We start from the raw sequence: 20,009 nt of genomic DNA on the forward strand, positions 1-20,009 counted from the left end.
GGCGGGTCGGGCGTGCGGAGCGGTGGGTCCGGGGTGGCGCAGGGGGCGGACCGGCCCCGAAGAGCGGCGGAGCCGAGCCCTTCGCCCAGCGTGCCACAGCCGTCACCCCTCGGCAGGGCACACGGGCCGCGGCGGCTCGCCGCGACGGCCGGACGGGTGCAGGCCGGTCACCGCCCCGGGCGATCCTCCACGTGCCGCTCCTCGGCTACCGTCCTCGCATGAGCCCTGTCCCGTCCGGTTCCCCCGCCGTCCCCCGCACCCCGGCCGACGGCGGCGTCGGGCCGCTGCTGCGCGGCTGGCGGGAGCAGCGCCGGGTGAGCCAGCTGGAGCTGGCCCTGCGGGCGGGGTCCTCGGCCCGGCACATCAGCTTCGTCGAGACGGGCCGTTCCCGCCCCAGCGAGGAAATGGTGCTGCGGCTGGCCGAGCACCTCGACGTGCCGGTCCGCGAGCGCAACGCGCTGCTGCTCGCGGCGGGTTACGCGCCGCGCTACGCGGAGACCCCGATCGACGACCCGTCGATGGACGCGCTGCGCGAGGGCATGGAGCGGCTGATCCAGGGCTACGAGCCGTATCCGGCGCTGGTGGTCGACGCGAGGTACGACGTTCTGGCCGCGAACCGCGGGGTCGCCCTGCTGCTGGACGGTGTCACGGACCGGCTCCTCGTGCCGCCGCTGAACGCGATGCGGCTGGTCCTGCATCCGGAGGGCCTGGCACCGCGCATCCGCAATCTGCGCACGTGGCGGGATCATCTGCTCGCCCAGATGGACCGGCAGATCGCGCTGCGCCGTTCGGAGCCGCTGCGCGCGCTGTACGAGGAGGTGGCGGCGTATCCGGTGCCGGACCGGGACGCGGAGGTGGACGACGACGAGCCGCTCGGTCCCGCGCCCCGCTTCGCGCTCCCGATGCGGATCGAGCACGAGGGGCGGGTGCTGTCGTTCATCTCGTCCATCTCGACGTTCAACACCCCGATGGACGTGACGGTCGCCGAGCTGGCCATCGAGACGTTCCTCCCGGCGGACCCCGCGACGGGCAAGTACCTTCACGCGCTGCACGCGTGATGATCTGTCACCGAGAACGGAAGAGGTGCCGGTGACGGTGGTGCGGCATGGGCGACAGGATGCCCACGGTGCGTCAGATCGCGCTGGCTGTCCGCATGTTGAGGCCGATCGATGATGGTTCCGCACGGACATGGCACACTGCACGCATACTTCGGCGCGTGGGGAGGCGTGGCGTGAGTGAGCGGCGGCCGGCACCCACGGTGGGGCAGGTGGTTCTGGGGCGACGGCTCCAGGAGCTGCGCGAGGCCGCGGGCCTGAAACGGGAGGAAGCGGCGCGTGTCCTGCGGGTCGCGCCGGCGACCGTGCGGCGGATGGAGATGGCCGAGGTCGCCCTCAAGATCCCTTACGTGCAGGTTCTGCTGACGACGTACGGTGTCTCCGAGGACGAGACGGACACCTTCGTGGCACTGGCCGAGGAGGCGAACGAGCCGGGCTGGTGGCAGCGGTACCACGACGTGCTGCCGGACTGGTTCAGCATGCACGTCAGCCTGGAGGGCGCGGCCCGGCTGATCCGCAGTTACGAACCGCATTTCGTGCCGGGGCTGTTGCAGACCGAGGAGTACGCGCGGGCCGTGCTGGAGGCCGGGACCGTCGGGCAGACGGGTACCGAGGCCATCGACCGGCATGTGGCGCTGCGCATGAAACGGCAGGCGCTGCTCACCCGCGAGAACCCTCCCCACCTCTGGGTGATCATGGACGAGACGGCGTTGCTGCGTCCGGTGAGCATCCGGGGTGAGGTCATGCGCGACCAGATGGACCGGCTCCTCGAATGGGTCGAGCTCGATCACGTCACGCTTCAGGTCGCGGAGTTCGCGGCCGGGCCGCACCCGGGGACGTACACGTCCTTCGCGCTGTTCCGCTTCGCCGAGCGAGAGCTGCCGGACATCGTCTACAGCGAGTACGTGACCGGCGCTCTCTACCTCGACGCGCGCGAGGAGGTGGCCCTGCATCTGGAGGTGCTGGACCACATGTCGGCCCACTCCGCCTCCGCCGAACGCACCAAGGAGATCCTCCAGGAGTTCCGCGAGCGCTACTGAGCGGGCCCCTGCCCCGGGGACCCGTCCCGGCCGCCCCCCGCGTCCCCCGCTTCCCTCGCGCGGTCCTCGTCCACGATCTCCGCGTCCACCACGTCCTCGTCGTCCTGCGCCTGCTCGGTGGGCGGCTGGTCGGTGGGCGGCTGGTCCTGCGGGGCCGACCTCTGCTGGGCCTGGGCATACATGGCCTGGCCCATCTGCTGGCTGACGGTGGCCAGTTTCTCGATGGCGCCGCGCAGAGCGGCGGTGTCGGTGGAGGAGTCCTCCAGAAGCTGTTTCAGTTCGGCGGCCGTCGAGGCGACCGCTTCCTTCGTGTCGTCGGGGATGCGTTCGTCGTTCTCGCGGACGAACTTCTCGGTCTGGTACACGAGTTGCTCGCCGTGGTTGCGGGTCTCGGCCGCCTCCCGGTTCCGCCGGTCCTCCTCGGCGTACCGCTCGGCCTCTCGCACCAGGCGGTCGATGTCGTCCTTGGGCAGCGCGGAGCCGCCGGTCACGGTCATCTTCTGCTCGCGCCCGGTGGCCAGGTCCTTCGCGGAGACGTGGGTGATCCCGTTGGCGTCGATGTCGAAGGCCACCTCGATCTGCGGGACACCGCGCGGCGCGGGCGGCAGGCCGGTGAGGTCGAAGACGCCGAGCTTCTTGTTGTAGGCGGCGATCTCGCGCTCGCCCTGGTAGACCTGGATGCCGACCGAGGGCTGGTTGTCGGCGGCCGTCGTGAAGATCTCCGAACGCCGCGTGGGAATCGTGGTGTTGCGCTCGATGAGCGTGGTCATGATGCCGCCCTTGGTCTCGATGCCGAGGGACAGCGGGGTGACGTCGAGGAGCAGGACGTCCTTCACGTCTCCGCGGATCACACCGGCCTGGAGTCCGGCGCCGAGAGCCACGACCTCGTCCGGGTTGACGCCCTTGTGCGGGTCCTTGCCGGTGAGTTCCTTCACCAGGCCGGTGACGGCGGGCATCCGGGTGGATCCGCCGACCAGGATGACGTGGTCGACGGCGGACAGTTTCACACCGGCGTCCTTGACGGCCTGGTGGAAGGGGGTCTTGCAGCGGTCGAGCAGGTCGGCCGTCAGCTCCTGGAACTGGGCGCGCGTCAGTTTCTCGTCGAGGTGCAGGGGGCCTTGGGCGGTGGCGGTGATGTAGGGCAGGTTGACGGTGGTCTCGGTGGACGAGGACAGCTCGATCTTGGCCTTCTCGGCACCCTCGCGCAGCCGTTGCAGAGCCATCTTGTCGTGTCCGAGATCGATGCCGTGCGCGGCCTTGAAGCGCTGGGCGAGGTGCTCGACGATCCGCTGGTCCCAGTCGTCACCGCCCAGCCGGGTGTCACCGTTGGTCGCCTTGACCTCGATGACCCCGTCACCGATCTCCAGGAGCGAGACGTCGAAGGTGCCGCCGCCCAGGTCGAAGACGAGGACGGTCTGCTCCTCCCCGCGGTCGAGCCCGTACGCCAGGGCCGCGGCGGTCGGCTCGTTGATGATCCGTAAGACCTTCAGGCCCGCGATCTCGCCCGCCTCCTTGGTGGCCTGGCGCTGCGCGTCGTCGAAGTAGGCGGGCACGGTGATGACGGCGTCCGTGACGTCCTGGCCCAGATAGGCCTCGGCGTCCCGCTTCAGTTTCTGCAGCACCCGCGCGGACAGCTCCTGGGCCCGGTAGCGGGTGCCGTCGATGCTGCCCTTCCCGGGAAACCGCCAGTTCACATCGCCCATGTACCGCTTCACGGACCGCGCGGTGCGCTCCACGTTCGTCACGGCCTGCCGTTTGGCGACCTCGCCGACCAGCACCTCGCCGTTCTTGGCGAAGGCCACCACCGAGGGTGTGGTGCGTGCTCCCTCGGCATTGGCGACGACCGTCGCCTCACCGCCCTCCAGGACGGCCACCACCGAGTTCGTCGTCCCCAGATCGATCCCGACCGCACGTGCCATGTCCGTCCCCTTCCGCCACGGCTCTGCCCGCCCCCAAGCACAAAACCTGTGTTCTCGCTTGTCAATGGCGCGGACGGCGCACGCGGGCGGACACGCCGATGCCGCGCCCCCGCGGGGAGGACGCGGCATCGGCGTACGAGCGTCAGGCGAGCTTCGCCGACAGCGTGATCGTCGTACCGGTCAGGGCCTGGCTGACCGGGCAGTTCTTCTTGGCGTCCTCGGCCGCCGCGACGAAGCCGTCGTTGTCGAGGCCCGGCACCGTGCCCTCCACCGTGAGGTGGATGCCGGTGATGCCCTCGCCGGGCTGGAAAGTGACGTCGGCGTTGGTGAGGAGCTTGGTGGGCGGTGTCCCGGCACCCGCGAGGGCGTGCGACAGCGCCATGGAGAAGCAGCTGGAGTGGGCGGCCGCGATCAGTTCCTCGGGGCTGGTCTTCCCGTTGGCGTCCTGGGCCCGCGACGCCCACGTCACCGGCTGCTGGCCGATGCCGGAGGAGTCGAAGGTGACGACGCCGTTGCCCTCGAGCAGGTTGCCTTCCCACACGGTGTGTGCGGTGCGCGTGGTTGCCACGGTGATTCCTTTCGGGAGTGGTCCCGTTGCCGGGGTCCGTGTCTCCCATCCGATCACACCTGGGCCCGGCGCACCCCGCGGTTCGGGCGGCGACCTGCCGGTGCGTGTCCGGGATTTCGTCGGACGGTGCCGCGGAGCCCGCCGGAACACCGCGGCGGGGGCTCAGGTCACCCGGAAGACCGGCCCGCGCGCGGTGAAGGGGAGCCGTGCGGCGTGCGGGATCAGATAGGCGTGCTCGCGCCGTACCCGCAGCACGTCGCAGTATCCGTCCGTGATCACCAGGACGGGCGCGCCCGGCGGGAAGTCGTCGGCGCGGTGCAGCAGATCGACGCCCGGCTGGAGCACGGTGCCGCCGCGCCCGTGCACCCGTACCCGTCCGGCGATCTCCGTGACGGGCAGATAGCCCGCGTCGTGCGGGGCGGCGTCGCAGAACACGACGCGCGCGGCCGGTACGTCGCGGGACCCGGCGTACGAGGCGATGGCGCCCAGAGCCTTGCCGAGCAGGGTGCGGTCCATGGAGGCGGAGGTGTCGAGCACGACGCCGAAGGTGCAGCGGGCGATCTCCTCGGGCGGGAACCAGCGGCCCGCACGGGGGATGCCCGGGGTGGCCGCCTGCCGGCGGGAGGGACGCGCGTACGAGCGCAGCGGTTCGGGCCGGGGCACGAACTCGTCGAACCAGCGGGCGAGCCGGGCGTCCCAGGGCAGCGGCGGATGGCTGAGCGCGCGGATCTCCTCGACCAGACCACCGGGCAGGAAACCGCGCTCCTGCCGCTGGTGCAGATCGAGGCCCCGGGCCAGGCCGCGGCGGTAGAACTCGTCGAGGTCGACGTAGTCGCGCGCCGAGCCGAGCGGTCCGCCCAGGATGTCGCCCGTTCCCCTGCCGCGCAGCGTGGCGAGGCGGCGCATCCGGCGCAGATCGCCGGCGATCCGGTCGTACACCTCCTCCGCCGACAGGTCCTTCAGCTCCGGGTCGTGCAGCAGCCCCTCGGGCATCGTGCCGACCTGCATCTCGCACAGCCAGCCGTTGATCACGTAGTCGGCGGCGACGTTGAAGAGGTAGGGGTCCCGGGTGCCGCAGCGGTCGCCGTGGCGCAGGGCGGCGTGCAGCATCTCGTGGGCGAGGACGAACCGCCATTCCTCGTCGCTGAACGCGCACAGCGGGTTGACGTAGATCTCGGCCGCGTCGGTGTCCACGGCGGCGACCGAGATGTCGTGGGCGCGGGCGAGTTCGGCGTCGGCGATCAGGGTGATGCCCGCCGCGAGGCCGCCGAGCAGCGGATAGGAGGAGACGAACCAGCTCAGCGCCCGCTCCCAGGGCCGGAGCGGGGTGGGGCCTTCGTTCATGGAGGCGCGTCTGCCGCCCGCCACGTCCATCGCGGCGGACATGGTCCTGATCAGCGCGTGCGCGAAGGCCACCTGCCAGTCGGTCGGAGTGCTGCCGAGCCAGGCGTTCCAGGACACGAGGGCCTGGTCCGGGCCGCCGCCCGCCGTGCCGCAGTGTTCGTACCGGGGCGGGATGCCGTCGCGGCGCCAGGCCGCGGCGAGCCGCTCCTCGTCACCGTCGGGGTAGGAGTCCGGGAGGTCCTCGGGCGTCAGCCCCACCGGGAAGCCGAGCAGGAAGCGGTTCACCACCACGCAGCGGGCTGCGAGGTCGAAACGGTCCGGCTGCTCGCGTGTCCCGGCCGCGGCCCGGACATGGCCGAAGCCCAGATGGATGACGGCGTGCGCCATGGCCCAGGCCCAGGCGACGGGTTCGGCGCGACGGGTCGGGTTGACGTGCACGGTCCCGTTGGAGTCGACGACCGCCAGGCCGTCCCGGGGAGCCCGGGCGCACGTGTCCTCCCGGCAGACGCGGAAGCCGACGGCGCCCAGCGCCGGATTGGCCCGGACCAGCCGCAGTCCCTCGGCGAACGCCTCGGCCGCGGGATCGGGCTTGGCCTTGGCCCCGGCCTTGCGGGAACGGCTCACCGGCGCGCCTCCACCAGGCGCGGCATGTCCCGGGCCGCCTCCACCAGGAACCACGCGGGCAGGACCGGATTGCCGTCGGCGTCCGAGGCGATGACGCTCTGGGCGACCTCGACGGATATCTCGGCGAGCTGGATGAGCAGGGACTTGGCCCGGTACGCGGTCTGCCGGGCGTTCGCCGAGATGTGGTCCCGGCCGGCCGGGAGTTCCTTGACGAGGCGGCCGCGGAAGGACTCCGCGAGGTAGTAGAGGAGATCGCGGTCCTCCGTGCGGGAGGGCCAGCGGGCGTCACCCTTGAGGATGGCCTCGATGCCGAAGCGACTGCGCACGATCTTGACGTAACCGCAGAACGCTACGGCGTGCGCGGGCGTCAGCGTGCCGTGGGCGATCACCTTCAGGGTCTCCTCGTCGAGCGCGTCGCCGAAGGAGCCCAGCGCGTCGGAGAGCATGTGCCAGGAGCGCGGGGTGGAGAAGGGCTCCTCGGTCTTCGGCGGCTTGGACCACAGGTGGTCGGGGCGGTCGGTGAGGTGGTCGAGCACCCAGGGGTGGATGTCGTTCGCGGCGGCCCAGACGAGCCAGTCCTTCGGAGAGGCCTCCAGATGGACGTGGGTGAGCCGGTTGACCAGCGCCGAGGCGATCGGGCGGGCCAGCGCGTTGTCCGTCGCCCGGTTGCCCGCGCCGATCACGATGGAGCCCTTCGGCAGCTCGTAGTCACCGATGCGGCGGTCCAGGATCAGCGAGTAGAAGGCCTTCTGCACATCGGGCGTCGCCGCGTTCAGCTCGTCCAGGAACAGGCAGTACGGCTCGTCGCGGGCGATGGCCTGCGGAGGGCAGAAGACGGAACGCCCGTCACGGATCTGCGGCACGCCGATCAGGTCCTCGGGCGCGAGCTGCGTACCCAGCAGGCTCACGCACTCCAGCCCGAGCGATTCGGCGAACTCCCTGACCAGGGAGGACTTTCCGATGCCGGGTGCGCCCCAGAGAAAAACCGGCCGCACGGTGGCGAGACCGAGAAGCAGCTCCGGGACACGGGAGGGCGTGACGGTGACGGCTGCCTGCACAGGCGAGCTCCTTGAAGGCGTGAGAGAGGGGTGGGAGACGAGCGATGGGTGAGGGACGCGCGCGAAAGCGCGGCGTGCGACGCCCCCAGTGTGGGCGCGGCACGATGTCCGCCGCCTCCCATTTTTTCCGGTGCCCGCGACCGGACCGGCCGGTGAACGGGCCGGCCGTTCTCCGCCCGCGGCGGAGCCGGCGCTCAGGCGGCCCGCTCGTCCGGAGGGGACGGCAGCGGTACGCGGGAGCCGTCGCACTCGCGCAGCCAGCGCCGCAGCACGTCGTGCACCCGCTCCGCGCCGACGAGTCCGGCGTCCGGGCCGGCGGGTTCCGCGGCCGCGCCGGCCGGTGCGGACAGGGTGAGCGGAGAGAGCAGGAACGGGTGCCCCTGGGCGCCGCCGAGCCCGCCGTGCGAGCCGATCTGCTCCTCGAAGGCGAGGACTTCGCCCTCGACGGGGTCGTACCAGGAGTTGACCATGATGTCGGCGGTGTGCGGGAACGTGTGTGTGCGCCGCACCGCGTCGGCGGCGCCGGGACCGAAGTCGGCGAGTGGGCCCGGGTGTTCGTCGTCGAGCCGGCCCACCGGCACCTCGGCGCCGTGCGCCCCGAGCACGAGGCCGCCGTGCTCCTCGCTGCGCACCAGGAGGAAGCCGATGCCCGGGTGGTTGGCGAGCGTGGACAGCAGCGCGGGGTGGCGCCGGTCGATCTCCTCCCGGCTCATCCGGTGCGCGACGTCGGGGAAGGAGACGAGGCCGAGATTGCCCGAGGCCAGGACCAGGGGCTCGGAGCGGCGCCCCGCCGGTCCGCGCCGCTCCTCGCGCTCCTCGACCGGTCTGCGCAGCGCGGCGCGGACGGCGGTCCGGGCCTCGGCACCGCTGTGGGTCCTGCGGGCCCTGCGGGGCACGGGCAGCCCGCAGCCGGCCCGGACCAGATTGCCGAGGCTGAGGCCGTACCTGGTCAGGAAGGTCTCGCCGGGGCTCTGGCCGTGGTCGGAGAGCACGACGATCCGGTACGGCCGCGGGGCGTGCTCGGCGACCTTCTCGATGAGCGCGAGCGACCGGTCGAGCCGCTCCAGGATCCTCTCGGCGTCCCGGCTCCGCGGCCCGGAGTGGTGCGCCACCTCGTCGTAGGCCACCAGGTCCGCGTAGACCGCGTTGCGCCCGGCGAGCATGTCGCCGATCACCGCGGCGACCACGACGTCCCGCTCGACGACGGTCGCGAAGGCGCGGACGAACGGGTACAGCCCGCCGCGTCTGACGCGGGGGCGTCGCCGCTGGAGGCGGGCCCGGGTGGACTGGCCCGTCTCCCTGAAGACCTCGGCCACGAACGACATCGCCGTACGGACGGCGTTGGCCGGGTCGGAGAAGTAGGCGAAGTAGCCGGCCCGCGAGCGGTTGTCCCGTCCCCTGCGCGCGGCGACGGACAGCACGAGGGCGAGCTCGTCGGCGCCGCCGCTGAAGAGGTTGCCCCGGCTCGCGCCGCCGGCGGTGAGCAGGCCGCCGTCGCCGGTGTGCGCGACGGCCCGCCGCTGGAGCTCGGCGGCGCTGGTCGGCCGGTTGCAGACCATGACCTCCTGGGTGTCCTTCTCGTACCAGCGGAAGGCGGGTACGTCGTGGTTGCTGCCGTGCAGGATGCCGAGCTGGCTGGCGCCGGTCTGGCTGGACCAGTCGGTTCTCCAGGGGGTGAGCCGGTGGGTGGGGCGCTTCCCGTCGAGCCAGCGGGCGGCGGTGGGCATCAGACCCTTGCCGATCGCCTCGCGCAGCACGTCGTGTCCGACGCCGTCGAGCTGGAGGAGGACCACGCCGGGAGTCGAGGGGCCGGGGCGCCCGGTGGCGCGTCTGCGGCGCCGGTCGGCGAGCCGGTAGAGGCGGCGCCGGTACGCGTCGTCGTCCCGTACGGCGAGGGCGGCACCGGTGGCCGAGGCGACGGCCGACATGACGGCGGCCACGACCACGGCGGTCTCGGGGGCCGCCTCGCCGTGCCCGGAGGGGTTGAGCCGCAGGGCGATCAGCAGCAGCGAGCCGTTCAGGAAGAAGACGAGCAGGCCCAGCACCAGGGCGGGGACGAGCAGCAGGGCCCGCACGAGCAGGGGCCACACCAGCGCCGACAGGAGACCGAAGACGCCCGCGCCGGCCGCCGCGGTGACGGCGATCCGTGTCGCGCTGTCCCCGCTCTCCGACTGGAGCCGGAAGTCGGGCAGCGCACCGGCGAGGACGAGCATCGTGAGCGTGGACACGGCCCACACCGTGATGCTGCGTCCCGCCGCGCTGGCGAGGCGCCGCCAACGTCCCTTGTCCACGCCCAGTCCACCTCACGTCCCGGCCCGCCCGGTCCGCGCGGCCTGCTCCCACCCTGTCACAACGGCCGGAGATCCCCAGAAGTCCCCAAAAGCCGCGCGCAGTCCCTCAGCAGGCCTCCCCGGGTGCCCCTTTGCCGGGACTCACCGCGGGGGAGGGATCAACGGCCGTCGTAGCCCGCCGTCGGCATCGACAGACGGCGGTGGACCCTGGCCTTCATCTGGGCGTCGTACGACGGTTCGGCGGTGCCCACGGTCTCGACGCGGACACCGCGGCGCGCGCACTCGGCGGTGAACTCCTCGACCGAGGCGAGGGCCCGCTCCAGCACCCGGCGGCTGGGCGCGACGAACAGGTCCACGAGACCGGCCTCGACGTCCGCCCACAGGCTGCGGTGGTCCGGGCGCAGCCCGCGTACGAGAAGTTCCCGGGTGACGACGTAGCCGTGCTCGGCGGCCCAGCGGGCGCACATCGCGTGCTGGCTGCGGGAGTCGACGAGAAAGGGGTCCTCGTCGAGCTCTTCCAGAGGTGTCAGGCTCGCGATCGCCGTGACGCGAAGCGACGGGGAGCGCGGCACGGGGCCGCCGCGCTCGTGCGGGCGTTTGAGGGCGTGCGTGCCGGAGGCACCGCGTGCGTCTCCCATGGTGTCCCCCTCACCTCATGGTTTCGCCGCAGACCCTACTCCTGCCCGTAGGCTCGGGGGGAGTCGTGCGAAGGAGGCAAAGAGGTGCCGGTGGAGATCACCTGGTGGGGGCACGCCACCTGCACGCTGGAGGACTCCGGGACACGCGTGCTCACCGATCCCCTCTTCGCGCGCCGGCTCGGGCACCTGCGGCGCAGGCGCGGGGCGCCGCCCCCTCCCCCGGCCGCGGTCGCCGACGTCGCGCTGGTCTCCCATCTGCACGCCGACCATCTGCATCTTCCCTCGCTGGCGCGGCTGGCCCCGGGTACCCGGCTGCTCGTGCCGCGCGGTGCCCCGCGTTCGGTGCCCGGACTGCGCAAGCTGGACCATCTGCGGCTCACGGAGGTCGCGCCCGGTGACCGCACCCGTGTCGGTGACCTGGCCGTTCGCACGGTTCCGGCACGGCACGACGGACGCCGGCTGCCGATCGGACCGCACCGCTCCCCCGCCGTGGGGTACGTGATCGAGGGCGAGGCGCGGACCTACTTCGCCGGGGACACGGGGCTGTTCGCGTCGATGGCCGAGGAGGTCGGACCGGTCGACGTGGCCCTGCTGCCGGTGGGCGGCTGGGGCCCGTATCTCGGGGAGGGGCATCTCGACGCGGGGCGTGCCGCCGAGGCACTCGCCGCGTTGCGTCCGCGCAGCGCTGTGCCGGTGCACTACGGCACGTTCTGGCCCATCGGGATGGATGCCGTGCGCCCCCATGAATTCCACGCGCCGGGTGAGGAGTTCGTGCGCCTGGCCGCCGAGCGCACGCCCCAGGTGGCGGTCCATCTGCTGAGGCAGGGCGAGAGCGTGCGTCCGGAGGCCGCTCGGTGATGTCCTGGTCCGCCGGGGTGGTGGCTCCCCCGGCCCTTCAGTCGGCCAAGAGCGGCGCTCTTCTGTCGCTCAAGGGCACGACCCTCGTGCCGCTCAAGAGCACCGCACCGCTGGTGTTCCTGTCCGCCACGGCGCCGACCGTCCCGCCGGAGTCCACTCAGCAGGCGATCGGCTATCCGTCGCTGTTCCTGCTGGTGCTGATCGGCGCTCTGATGCCGGTGGTACCGACGGGGGCGCTGGTGAGTTCGGCGGCGGTCGTGGCCTTCCACCAGACGTCACCCTTCGCGCTGCTCATGGTGTTCCTGGTCTCCTCGGCCGCCGCGTTCCTCGGCGACATGTCGCTCTACTGGCTCGGCCGGCGCGGCATGGGCTCGAGGAACGGATCGCGCTGGCTGGAGGCGATCCGGGAACGCGCCCCCGAGGACCGGCTCGCCCGGGCGCAGCGGAAACTCGCCGACCACGGCATCGCCGTCCTCGTCCTGTCCCGCCTCGTTCCGGCGGGCCGCATTCCGGTGATGCTGGCCTGCCTGATCGCGAGGATGCCGCTGCGCGCCTTCGCCCGCGGGGACATCCCGGCCTGTCTCGCCTGGGCGGCCACGTACCAGATCATCGGCATCCTCGGCGGCTCGCTCTTCCCCGAGCCGTGGCAGGGCGTGGTGGCGGCGGTGGCACTGACCGTGGCGATCAGCCTGGCGCCCGGTGCGTGGCGCAGGTTCCGCGGCACGAAACCCTCGTAGGACGGGGAGGCGCCGTCACTCCAGCACCCGGGAACCTCCCACCGCCAGGTCCCACAGGTTCTCCCGGGCCAGGCCCGCCCGCTCCCACGCCGCCCGCACCCGCCGCAGTGGTTCCAGCACCGGTTCGGCCGAGAGCACGAAGGTGCCCCAGTGCATCGGGGCCATCCGCCGCGCGCTCAGGTCGACGGCCGCCTGCACGGCCTCTTCCGGGTCGCAGTGCACGTCGCTCAGCCACCAGCGGGGGTCGTACGCGCCGATGGGCAGGAGGGCGAGGTCGATCCCCGGGTGGCGCTGCCCGATGCGGGTGAACCAGTGGCCGTATCCGGTGTCGCCCGCGAAGTAGACGCGCCGGCCCTCGGGTGCCGTGAGCACCCAGCCGCCCCACAGGGAACGGCAGGTGTCGGTGAGGGTGCGCTTGGACCAGTGGTGGGCGGGGACGAAATCGAAGCGGACGCCGTCGAGTTGGGCCGCCTCCCACCAGTCGAGCTCGGTGATCCGGGTGAACCGGCGCCGCCTGAACCAGCGTCCGAGGCCGGCCGGTACGAACACCGGTGTGCCGCGCGGGAGTCGGCGCAGGGTCGGTGCGTCCAGATGGTCGTAGTGGTTGTGGCTGACGACGACCGCGTCGACGTGCGGCAGCGCGCTCCAGGCCACGCCGACCGGGGTGATCCGGGCCGGGGTTCCCACGATGCGGCGGGACCAGACCGGGTCGGTGAGGACGGTGAGCCCGCCGATCCGGATCACCCAGCTCGCGTGCCCCGCCCAGGAGACGGCGACCGTCCGGGCGTCCACGGCGGGCAGCGGTTCCGGCTCGAAGGGCAGCAGCGGGATGTCGGCGAGCCCTTCGGCACGCGGCCGGAGCGCGCCCTCGCGGGCGAGCCGCGCGAAGGCCCGCAGGCCGGGCAGCGGGGCGGTCAGCCGGTTCGCGAAGGACCGGGGCCACAGGCGCCGCTCACCGAGCGGGCGGGGCTCGGCGAGCGGCGCGGGAGGGAGGACGGCGGGGTGTCCGGGCGCCGGGGCGGCCGGGGGCGCGGGATCGCCGGTGGCCTGGGTCGTCGTGCTCGTGGTCGACTCGGACTGCTGCGTCATCGAGGAGACTCCCGTCGCTCGGCGTCGTCGCGGAGATCGCCGAAAGCCGACCCCACGAGGGTCAACGCGCGCTGCACGTGCGGCAGTTCCAGTGGCGAGGGGGAGATGAGCGCTTCCTCCCGCTCCTCGTCCGTGGAGCCGAGCAGCGGCCCGGTGCCGAGGCGGATCCGGAGGGCGGCGAGGTCGTCGCCGAAGCGGTGTCCGCCCGGCGCGGGCATGCCGAGCCGGGCGGAGAGGTGGTCCTCCAGGTCCTGCGCGTCACCGACGCCGCGCGCGCCGAGGGCGGATCGGAACGCGCCGAGGTCGACGTACAGGTGCCGGCCCGCCTGCGGGGGGCGCGCGACGGCCCCGGCGGCACCCACCGCGCGGTGGACGGCGTCGGCCACGCGGGCGTGCAGGCGTACGGCGGCGGTGAGCCGTTCGGTGATCGCGGCGGGCTCGCCGAGCGCGTACGCGGCCGCGGCGGCGACCGGTTCGGCGACGCGGGCGCCGAGCACGGTGAGCACGTCGAGGACGCGGGAACGCAGGGACGCGCCCGCCGCGTTGTCGGGGAAGCGGGCGACGGCGGCGGGCCAGCCCTGGGGCAGGAAGGCACCCGCGAGGTCGGCGATCACGGAGACGTCGCCGGGGAGCATCTCGGCGGGGCTGAGCAGCACGGTGTCCCGCGGCTCGTGCAGGGTGTCGCGCCAGGTCTCGTCGCTGACGATGTGCAGTCCCTCGCCCGCCGCGGCCTCCACGGCCTCGTGCACCACCTCGGGCGGTGCGACGGTGGCGGTCGGGTCGTCGGCGACGGACAGCAGGAGCAGCCGCGGGTCGCCGCCCTCCGCGCGGACCCTGCGGACGGTCTCCAGGAGGGCGTAGGGATCGGGGACGCCGCCGCACTCCGCGGGCGTCGCCACGTGGAACACGGATCTGCCCAGCAGGCGTGCCTGCGGCGCCCACCAGGCGGCACACGGGCGGGGCACGAGGATGTCGCCGCCGAGCGCGCCGGTCAGGGCCAGCAGCAGCGCGGCGGCTCCGGGGGCGGACGCCACCCGGTCGGGTGCGGCACGCAGTCCGCGCCGGGTCCAGTAACCGCTGGCGGCGTCGAGGAGCACGGGGCCGCCCCCGCAGGGTTCGACGGCGGAGCGGTTCGCGGCGGCGGCCAGCACGGAGCGGAGTTCCGGGAGCACGGGCAGGCCCTGGTCGGGCAGGGGCGGACCGTACCGGAGCGGTCCGTGGCCTTCAGGGTCCGTTCGCCGCATACCTGCCTCCGCACCGTGGATGCCGCCGTTCCCTGTTCCGGAGCCCGCCCGCCGTACGGTTCCGGGTGTCGTCGTCCTCCCGTACGGCTCACCGGGCGCCGCTCGCCGGTCCGCGGGGTGGACCGCCCAGCGCCCGGAGGCGTGCCGTCCCGTGTGTCCTCTCGTGTGTGTCTGTCACATCGTCAGCCGCCGTCCGTCCACCGCCACCGTGGCGTCCGCCTGTCACATCCGTCGTCGGCGCCGTCTGTGCACCCGTTGCGCGGCCGCGCCCAGGGCCCCGGCGATCAGCAGTCCGCCGGCGACCAGGGCCGGCACGGAGTCGGTGAACACCCCGCCCTCACCGGCGTGTACACCCCGCTGGACCGTGGGCGGACGTTCACCCACGCCGGTGTCGGAGCCGGTCCCGCTGTCGGGAACATGGGTCGCCGTGGCACCGTGGGCCACGGAGTACGAGGCGGTCCACTGCTTCCCGTGACCGCCCGGGGGCGCGGGACAGACCCCGCCGACGTTCCACCGTCCGTCGGCGCCCCCGGTGTCCGGGCCCGCGATGTCCGGTTCCACCGTGCCGGGAGCCGCGGTGCCGGGACCCACGGCGTCCGGGCTCAGCGGCTCGGGAACCGTGTCGGGCCCCACCGCGTCCGGGCCCAGGTCGTCGGGGGCCACCGAATCCGGGCCGACCGCGTCCGGGCCCACCGAATCCGGACCGCTCTGATCCGGGCTCACCGTGTCCGGGGCCACCGTGTCCGGACCCACCATGTCCGGGCTGTCGGTGTCGGGGATCAGCGAGTCGGGGACCACGGGGTCACCGGGGCCGGGAACGGGGGCCTGGGCGTCGGGCACGACGGTGACCCAGCCCCCGGGAGCGGGGCTCACCGCTCCCGGGGGCGCGCCCTCGGCCGCGTCGGCGGAGTTCTTCGCGTCGGAGTTCGCCACCGCGCCGGAACCGTTCGTACCGGGGCTCACCTCGTCGAAGCCGCGCCCTGACCCCTCCGTGGCGGAGCCGGCGGCCGGATCGGGTTCGCCGGACCCGATGTGGGCGGTGCCGCTGTAGGAGGCGGCGCCCGGGTCGGCGCCCTCGACGCGGTGAAGCTGGACCTTGCCCTCCTGGAAGCCCTGGGAGCTGGCGTCGATGGAGTCGGGCGGGGTCCCCCCGATCGCGTCGCAGCTGACCGTGACGGTGACGGTGCCACCGGGTTCGGCTGAGCCCGGACTGACCTCCGCGGCCGGATCCGCGGCCGCGCCCGACGCGGCGGCGCCCAGAGCGGCGCCGGCCAGGGCGGTGGCGTACAGGACACGGGCGGTACGGCGCATGAGCGGGGCTCCTTCGGCGGGCTGCGGTCCGAGAGCCACGGCCGTCGTGTCCCTCGGGCCCATCAGAGCCCGCCGTACCGCCGGGCGCGAACGGCCGGGCACCATTCGCGGGAAAGCGGGGGCCCGAGCGGGTGACATCGCGGGCGGTCCGCGACCGGTCCCCCGCACCCACCGTGCGATGCCGCCCCCACCCCGGCCCACCCCCACCCGGAGCCGTACGACACCCATGGCCGGGGCCCCGGCCGGATCGACTCGGGCGGAATCCAGGACCTGTCCGGTCGGTCACGGTGGAGGAAGCCGACGGCCCTGGTGGGCGCCGGTGAGCGGGGCGTGGTGCGTGCGGCTGCGAGGCGGAGGAGGGCGACGACGCGGTGGGGGCACCTCCCGGCCGAAGGCCGGGGGACGTCGGCGACCGACGACAACGCCGCTGGGGTCCCCCCTGCTCACAGAACTCGGGGAGCGCGCACCCTGCCCCGCGTCCCGCCGCACGATCCGAACGACAGGCCCTAGGCCGCGTCGCGCATGATCTGGTCGCGCATTCGCGTGCAGCAGCGGCTGATGAGGCGGGAGACATGCATCTGGGAGATGCCCAGTTCGTCGGCGATGCGGCTCTGGGTCATGTCGCTGAAGAACCGCATGTAGAGGATGGCCCGTTCCCGCTCGGACAGGGCCTGGAGCCGGGGTTTGACGGCCTCGCGGTCGATGACGGTGTCGAGGGCCGGATCGGGCGAGCCGAGGGCGTCGCTGAGGGAGTAGCCGTCCTCGCTGCCCGGCAGTTCGGCGTCCAGGGAGAGCGCGGTGAAACTCTCCAGGGCCTCCAGACCCGTGAGGACGTCCTCCTCGCTCATGCGGGCGTGCTCGGCCAGCTCGGCGACCGTCGGCCGGCGGCCCGGGATGGTCTGCGACAGGTCCTGGGCGGCGAACCGGACCCGGTTGCGCAGGTCCTGGACCCGGCGCGGCACGTGCAGGGTCCACATGTGGTCACGGAAGTGGCGCTTGATCTCGCCGGTGATCGTCGGCACCGCGTAACTCTCGAAGGCGTTGCCGAGTTCGGGGTCGTAGCGGTCGACGGCCTTGACCAGTCCGAGCGCCGCGACCTGGCGCAGGTCCTCGGCGCTCTCGCCGCGGTTGCGGAAGCGGCCCGCGAGCCGTTCGGCCATCGGCAGCCAGGACTCGACGATCTCGGCACGGAGTGCGTCGCGCTGCTGTCCCGGGGGGAGGGCCGCGAGCCTGCGGAACGCCTCCCCGGTGTCGGGGGCGTCGTCGTGCGGATGGTGCGTCGCGCTCACTCGAGTTCGCATGGTGCGTCGCAACTCCCTTGATGGTGCCATGTGATGGACAGTCATCGTGGGAACGCACCCGTGCGCCGGACGAGTACACCCATGGCGCGGATAGCCGCTCCCACGGACGTGCCTCCTGTCCGAAGCACTGCAACTGCGTCTGCCCCGCGCCATGCGGGGCAAACACCCTCCGATTCTCCCCGACGCCGGCCCGCCCGTCCTCCCGGGGCCCCGGTTCCGGCTTCCCCGTGGTGGCACCCGGGGTCGGGGCGGGGTCAGGGCCGGCGCCCGACCAGGCAGAGAAGTTTCGTCTGGACGTCCGCGCCGGGCGGTGGCTCCTCCGGGGCCGCGAAGAGTCCGCTCTTCTCCAGTTCCGCCGCGTGCGGGGTGACCTCCCGGACCGCGAAGGACAAGAGGTCCCCGGGAAGTCGTTCGTCGGCGCCGATGGCGCGGGACAGGTCCCAGGTGTGAACCGTCAGATCGGTGACGAGCTGCGCGCAGTAGTCGTCCGCCGGCAGGTTCCCGAAGGAGAGGTGGACCGTGCGGTCGAGCGCGCCCGGCTCGGCGAACACCGCGCGGGAGGCATCGGCCACGGACTCCCAGGCGGCGACCGGATCGGGACCGAGCAGGTCGCCGGCCAGGCTGTCGCCGACCGCGTCGACGGTGGCGCCGTCACGGACCAGCGCGGGCACCCAGGCCTGCTCGGAGACGAGGTGGCCCACGAGATCGCGCACGGTCCAGGCGGTGCAGGGCGTGGGGGCCTCCCACTGGTCGTCGTGGATCGCGTGGACCCGGCGGCCGAAGAGCTCCAGTGCCTCCGCCTGCCGGACCAGGACCGACTGCGGCTCGCTCATGCCGGCGGCGCCCCCGCCGCTCCGCGTTCCCGGGCACCGTCGCGGGTGCGGCCCGCCGTGACGGGCCGCCGCGGGTGGCGGCGCAGGTACTCGCCCTCCAGCTGGGCCATGCGCACGTTGTGGGTGTGCAGCGCGTCGTTCGAGCCGTGCAACAGCGTGTCGTGGCGGGTGCGGTGGATGGCCTCCAGCTCTTTCATGAGCTGCTGATCGTCCAGCCGGTCCGGGTCGACTCCGGTCATGGTGCTACCCCGCTCGTCGTGGCCGTCGGTGCGGTCCGGACGTCCACCCCGGGCAGACACTGCCCCGAGCGGCCTCCGGGAGGGAGCCGTGGGTCGAGACCCACTCCCTCCACTCTACGAACATCCGGGGTGCCGGGCCTCCCCGGGACGGGTCCGGCGTCCGGCGTCCCCACCGGGGCCCGCCCGCGTGAGGTCACCGCACCGGACGGCTCCTACCGCTCGCGCTCCACGCGGCGCTCGTCCCACACGGGCTCCCGTGTCTCCCGTACCCGGCCGTCCGAGCCGAAGACCAGGTAACGGTCGAAGGAGCGGGCGAACCAGCGGTCGTGGGTGACCGACAGGACCGTCCCCTCGTACGCCTCCAGGCCCTCCTGAAGTGCCTCCGCGGACTCCAGGTCGAGGTTGTCGGTCGGCTCGTCGAGGAGCAGGGCCGTCGAGCCCTCCAGTTCCAGGAGAAGGATCTGGAAACGTGCCTGCTGGCCGCCCGACAGCTTCTCGAAGCGCTGCTCGGCCTGCGCGGTCAGCTCGTAGCGGCGCAGCCGGGAACTCGCCGCTCCGCGGTCCTGCGCGTGCTCGGTCCACAGGATGTCCAGGAGCGTGCGGCCCTCCAGTTCCGGGTGGGCGTGCGTCTGCGCGAAGTGGCCGGCGACCACGCGGGCGCCGAGCTTCCACTCGCCGGTGTGCGCGACGTCGCCGCCCGCGAGCAGCCGCAGGAAGTGCGACTTCCCCGAGCCGTTGGAGCCGAGGACGGCGACACGCTCGCCGTAGTAGATCTCCAGGTCGAACGGTTTCATCAGACCGGTGAGCTCGAGTCCCTTGCAGGTCACGGCCCTCACCCCGGTCCGCCCGCCGTGCAGCCGCATCTTGATGTCCTGCTCGCGCGGCGGCTCCGGAGGCGGTCCGGCCTCCTCGAACTTGCGCAGCCGGGTCTGCGCCGCCGCGTAGCGGGACGCCATCTCATGGCTGACGGCGGCCGCCTGACGGAGGTTCAGCACCAGCTTCTTGAGCTGCGCGTGCTTCTCGTCCCAGCGCCTGCGCAGCTCCTCGAAGCGCGCGAACCGCTCGCGCCTGGCCTCGTGGTAGGTGGCGAATCCGGCGCCGTGCACCCAGGCGTCCGCGCCGGCCGGGCCGGGCTCGACGCTGATGATCTTCTGGGCGGCGCGGGCGAGGAGTTCGCGGTCGTGGGAGACGAACAGGACGGTCTTGCGGGTCTCCTTGAGCCGTTCCTCCAGCCAGCGCTTGCCGGGCACGTCGAGGTAGTTGTCCGGCTCGTCGAGGAGGAGCACCTCGTCGGTGCCGCGCAGCAGCGCCTCCAGCACCAGGCGCTTCTGTTCACCTCCGGACAGGGTCCTCACCAGCCGCCACTGGGCCTTCTCGTACGGGATGCCGAGGGCCGCCATCGTGCACATGTCCCAGAGGGTCTCGGCCTCGTACCCGCGGACCTCGGCCCAGTCGGACAGCGCCTGCGCGTAGCGGAGCTGTGACGCCTCGTCGTCGACGGTCATCATCGCGTGCTCGGCGGCGTCCACGGCCTTCGCCGCCTCGCGGATCCGGGGCGGGGCCACGGAGACGAGCAGCTCGCGCACGGTCGTCTCGTCGCGCACGGACCCCACGAACTGCCGCATCACGCCGAGCCCGCCGCCCACGTTCACGGTTCCTCCGTGCGGCTTGAGCTCTCCCGAGATCAGCCGCAGCAGCGTCGTCTTCCCGGCGCCGTTGGGCCCCACCAGGGCCACGACGGCGCCTTCCCCGACCCGGAACGACACATCGCCGAGCAGCGCCCTCCCGTCGGGAAGGTAGTACTCAAGGTGCGCGGCTTCGAGATGTCCCATGGGCAGGCATTCTCCGGGGAGCGGGGGT

General features: G+C 73.1%; 17 protein-coding genes. 4 read left to right on the top strand and 13 right to left on the bottom strand.

Annotated features, from left to right (window positions below; all coding sequences use genetic code 11):
• The first annotated feature begins 218 nt into the window (after positions 1–218).
• Both ACFYW9_RS28890 and ACFYW9_RS28895 read left to right on the top strand, forming a co-directional pair.
• Entirely contained in the window at positions 219–1,058 is an 840-nt protein-coding gene (locus tag ACFYW9_RS28890; protein ID WP_351862268.1) for a helix-turn-helix transcriptional regulator, read from the top strand.
• A gap of 173 nt (positions 1,059–1,231) precedes the next feature.
• Entirely contained in the window at positions 1,232–2,095 is an 864-nt protein-coding gene (locus ACFYW9_RS28895; protein WP_351862267.1) for a helix-turn-helix transcriptional regulator, read from the top strand.
• Here ACFYW9_RS28895 and dnaK read toward each other — a convergent pair.
• From dnaK to ACFYW9_RS28925, 6 genes are all read right to left on the bottom strand, one after another.
• Entirely contained in the window at positions 2,089–4,014 is a 1,926-nt protein-coding gene (gene dnaK / locus ACFYW9_RS28900) for a molecular chaperone DnaK (protein ID WP_389156163.1), read from the bottom strand. The two genes, ACFYW9_RS28895 and dnaK, sit on opposite strands and share 7 nt — an antisense overlap.
• Before the next feature lie 142 nt (positions 4,015–4,156).
• The gene (locus tag ACFYW9_RS28905; RefSeq protein ID WP_261705012.1) at positions 4,157–4,582 is read right to left on the bottom strand and encodes an OsmC family protein; all 426 of its coding nucleotides are present in this window, start codon (positions 4,580–4,582) and stop codon (positions 4,157–4,159) included.
• 162 nt (positions 4,583–4,744) lie between these two features.
• Positions 4,745–6,550 carry a hypothetical protein gene (locus ACFYW9_RS28910; RefSeq protein WP_389156167.1) on the bottom strand — a complete coding sequence of 602 codons (1,806 nt, stop codon included), beginning with the start codon at positions 6,548–6,550 and terminating at the stop codon, positions 4,745–4,747.
• Positions 6,547–7,608: a MoxR family ATPase gene (locus tag ACFYW9_RS28915; RefSeq protein ID WP_351862264.1), complete on the bottom strand. Its 1,062-nt coding sequence runs from the start codon at positions 7,606–7,608 to the stop codon at positions 6,547–6,549. The genes ACFYW9_RS28910 and ACFYW9_RS28915 overlap by 4 nt, the downstream gene beginning before the upstream one ends.
• 194 nt (positions 7,609–7,802) lie before the next feature.
• Positions 7,803–9,821, bottom strand: a complete 2,019-nt coding sequence (locus tag ACFYW9_RS28920; RefSeq protein ID WP_389156276.1) for an alkaline phosphatase family protein — start codon at positions 9,819–9,821, stop codon at positions 7,803–7,805.
• A 236-nt stretch (positions 9,822–10,057) separates the two neighbouring features.
• On the bottom strand, positions 10,058–10,537 hold the full coding sequence (locus tag ACFYW9_RS28925) for a hypothetical protein (protein WP_389156171.1): 480 nt from the start codon (positions 10,535–10,537) through the stop codon (positions 10,058–10,060).
• Positions 10,538–10,621: 84 nt separating this feature from the next.
• Here ACFYW9_RS28925 and ACFYW9_RS28930 point away from each other — a divergent pair, with 84 nt between their 5' ends.
• Together ACFYW9_RS28930 and ACFYW9_RS28935 are read left to right on the top strand one after the other, a co-directional pair.
• The gene (locus tag ACFYW9_RS28930) at positions 10,622–11,395 is read left to right on the top strand and encodes an MBL fold metallo-hydrolase (RefSeq protein WP_351862262.1); all 774 of its coding nucleotides are present in this window, start codon (positions 10,622–10,624) and stop codon (positions 11,393–11,395) included.
• A gap of 110 nt (positions 11,396–11,505) precedes the next feature.
• Positions 11,506–12,132, top strand: a complete 627-nt coding sequence (locus ACFYW9_RS28935; RefSeq protein WP_389156279.1) for a DedA family protein — start codon at positions 11,506–11,508, stop codon at positions 12,130–12,132.
• Positions 12,133–12,147: 15 nt separating this feature from the next.
• On the opposite strand, the gene ACFYW9_RS28940 is transcribed toward ACFYW9_RS28935, so the two are convergent.
• The 7 genes from ACFYW9_RS28940 to ACFYW9_RS28970 all read right to left on the bottom strand — a co-directional run bounded on the left by ACFYW9_RS28940 (position 12,148) and on the right by ACFYW9_RS28970 (position 19,981).
• Positions 12,148–13,221, bottom strand: coding sequence for an MBL fold metallo-hydrolase (locus ACFYW9_RS28940; protein ID WP_351862261.1), 1,074 nt, complete (start codon positions 13,219–13,221; stop codon positions 12,148–12,150).
• Positions 13,218–14,465 carry an aminotransferase class I/II-fold pyridoxal phosphate-dependent enzyme gene (locus tag ACFYW9_RS28945; protein ID WP_389156176.1) on the bottom strand — a complete coding sequence of 416 codons (1,248 nt, stop codon included), beginning with the start codon at positions 14,463–14,465 and terminating at the stop codon, positions 13,218–13,220. The genes ACFYW9_RS28940 and ACFYW9_RS28945 overlap by 4 nt, the downstream gene beginning before the upstream one ends.
• A gap of 222 nt (positions 14,466–14,687) precedes the next feature.
• The gene (locus ACFYW9_RS28950; protein ID WP_389156179.1) at positions 14,688–15,776 is read right to left on the bottom strand and encodes a hypothetical protein; all 1,089 of its coding nucleotides are present in this window, start codon (positions 15,774–15,776) and stop codon (positions 14,688–14,690) included.
• 506 nt (positions 15,777–16,282) lie between these two features.
• Positions 16,283–17,077, bottom strand: a complete 795-nt coding sequence (locus ACFYW9_RS28955) for an RNA polymerase sigma factor SigF (protein ID WP_389156182.1) — start codon at positions 17,075–17,077, stop codon at positions 16,283–16,285.
• A 254-nt stretch (positions 17,078–17,331) separates the two neighbouring features.
• Positions 17,332–17,910, bottom strand: a complete 579-nt coding sequence (locus ACFYW9_RS28960) for a TIGR03086 family metal-binding protein (protein WP_389156185.1) — start codon at positions 17,908–17,910, stop codon at positions 17,332–17,334.
• Positions 17,907–18,149 carry a DUF6158 family protein gene (locus ACFYW9_RS28965; protein WP_351862255.1) on the bottom strand — a complete coding sequence of 81 codons (243 nt, stop codon included), beginning with the start codon at positions 18,147–18,149 and terminating at the stop codon, positions 17,907–17,909. Before ACFYW9_RS28965 ends, ACFYW9_RS28960 begins: the two co-directional genes overlap by 4 nt.
• Positions 18,150–18,361: 212 nt before the next feature.
• A complete protein-coding gene (locus ACFYW9_RS28970) occupies positions 18,362–19,981 on the bottom strand; it encodes an ABC-F family ATP-binding cassette domain-containing protein (protein ID WP_389156189.1) in 1,620 nt (539 codons plus the stop codon).
• Positions 19,982–20,009 lie beyond the last annotated feature (28 nt).

The organism is Streptomyces sp. NPDC002698 (assembly GCF_042888945.1).
Classification (GTDB): domain Bacteria; phylum Actinomycetota; class Actinomycetes; order Streptomycetales; family Streptomycetaceae; genus Streptomyces.